Genomic DNA, 1,489 nt, shown 5'->3' with positions numbered 1-1,489 from the left:
CCTCGACCAACCGCTGCGGTTTCAGGGGCAGTATTTCGATGCGGAAAGCGGACTGCATTACAACCGCCATCGGTATTACGACCCGAGGCTAGGGCGGTATCTGACGCCGGACCCGGTGAAGCTCGCGGGTGGGTTGAATCAGTACCAGTACGTGCCGAATCCGACGGGGTGGGTGGATCCGTTGGGGTTGAACGGATGCCCGCCAGATGGAGACGGAAAAGGGAATCCAACGGCACCATGCGGGAATGCAAAGGTTGATACCAGAGAGCCGTCAGCACCAGAAATTCCGTGGTCGAACAGCTCCACCAAACGAGCGTCAGAAGCACTGGATAGAGGCGCGACATCTGTTACCGTCAATACCAGGGCTGAGGCTGAAGAGTTGTTCTTGGGGAAATATGCCGGACAAGGGTACAGAAATGCTGAAGAGTTCAATTCAGCAACTGCGAAAACGCATTTTAGAAAAGTTAAAAGCCCCGAAAAATATTACCATTGGGATGACACTCCAATGTCAGATATTAAAACAAGAAAGGTCACAATGGCGAATCATGACCCAAGTGATCCGCATGGCACTAATCCACATCTGCAACTGCATCCAGTCAAAGGTGAAGTGATTAGGATCTATTGGCCGAATCAATTCGGAGAGCAAAAATGAGCAGCCACAAAGTGATTTCTAGAAAAGTATGGTGGGGGCTGGAAGCTAGAAATTACACAGAGATAGCCCAAGAGATGCCTTCGCATGATCGTTCGCTTCGGAAATGGGCTGCCATTTATGCTGTGTATCACTTGAATTTTATGGATAGGCACCCAGGAGAATGCTATTACGACTTCCTTGAGGATTCCAAGAGCTCTAAGTTCGTCTTCATTGAGTTCACCGTGCCAGTTCATATTTTGGAAACCAGAGATAGTTTTGGTGCTAGGGATACCACAATTACAAAACTGAAAAAAATGGAGACGGAGGACGAAATATATGCCTTTCTTGAATTGAATGGGATCAATCCAGAGTTGTTCGTTCCCCCTTGGGCTTGCGACTATCCGATAGATTGAGAATTAGTCGTGACTACTTACTACCCTTCCGAGTCTTGAAAGAGCGGCATGTGATCGCTAGATTATGATTGTGAACTACATGGAGTTTATGATGCGCTACTGTGCTGGGGTTTAACCAACTAGCTGTGATGTCTGGGCCGGAGGCGCTGCAGCATCGAGCAAATACACACTAAACCCCACAACCCCCTTCGCATGATGCTTAGCCTGCGAAGCCATCTCCGCAAGCTGGCTGGCATCAAGCGCTGCACAAGCCTCAGGTCGCAAATGCACTACCCCAATCGATAACGACAACAACGCAAACTCCTGCCGCACACCCTGGCGATTCGGCGCAATAAAACATCCCGCCTCAAGGTGTTCAGGCCGATAGAAGCGGCGGCATTGGCTTTGGAAGTCGTCGAGCAGTTGGTTGAGGCGTTTGCGCCAGTCTTCGGGGCCGAGGACGAGG

General features: G+C 50.2%; 2 protein-coding genes and 1 pseudogene. 2 read left to right on the top strand and 1 reads right to left on the bottom strand.

Going from position 1 to position 1,489, the window contains the following annotated elements:
- Together OQK_RS28960 and OQK_RS00610 are read left to right on the top strand one after the other, a co-directional pair.
- Nucleotides 1-652: RHS repeat-associated core domain-containing protein (locus OQK_RS28960; RefSeq protein ID WP_162098712.1), on the top strand; the 652-nt coding region annotated here is incomplete at its 5' end.
- Nucleotides 649-1,044: a hypothetical protein gene (locus tag OQK_RS00610; RefSeq protein WP_016770660.1), complete on the top strand. Its 396-nt coding sequence runs from the start codon at nucleotides 649-651 to the stop codon at nucleotides 1,042-1,044. The genes OQK_RS28960 and OQK_RS00610, both read left to right, overlap by 4 nt.
- Nucleotides 1,045-1,155: 111 nt before the next feature.
- Here the strand turns inward: OQK_RS00610 and OQK_RS00605 are convergent.
- Nucleotides 1,156-1,489 (bottom strand): annotated as a pseudogene (locus OQK_RS00605) (diguanylate phosphodiesterase); the annotation flags it as partial.

This window comes from Pseudomonas sp. R62 (assembly GCF_000257605.1).
In the GTDB taxonomy this organism is placed as follows: domain Bacteria; phylum Pseudomonadota; class Gammaproteobacteria; order Pseudomonadales; family Pseudomonadaceae; genus Aquipseudomonas; species Aquipseudomonas atacamensis.
This window is presented reverse-complemented; position numbering and strand designations above follow the sequence as displayed.

Coding starts and splice junctions, on each gene's coding strand:
- OQK_RS00610 (WP_016770660.1), top strand. CDS start 649: ATGAGCAGCCACAAAGTGATTTCTAGAAAAGTATGGTGGGGGCTGGAA.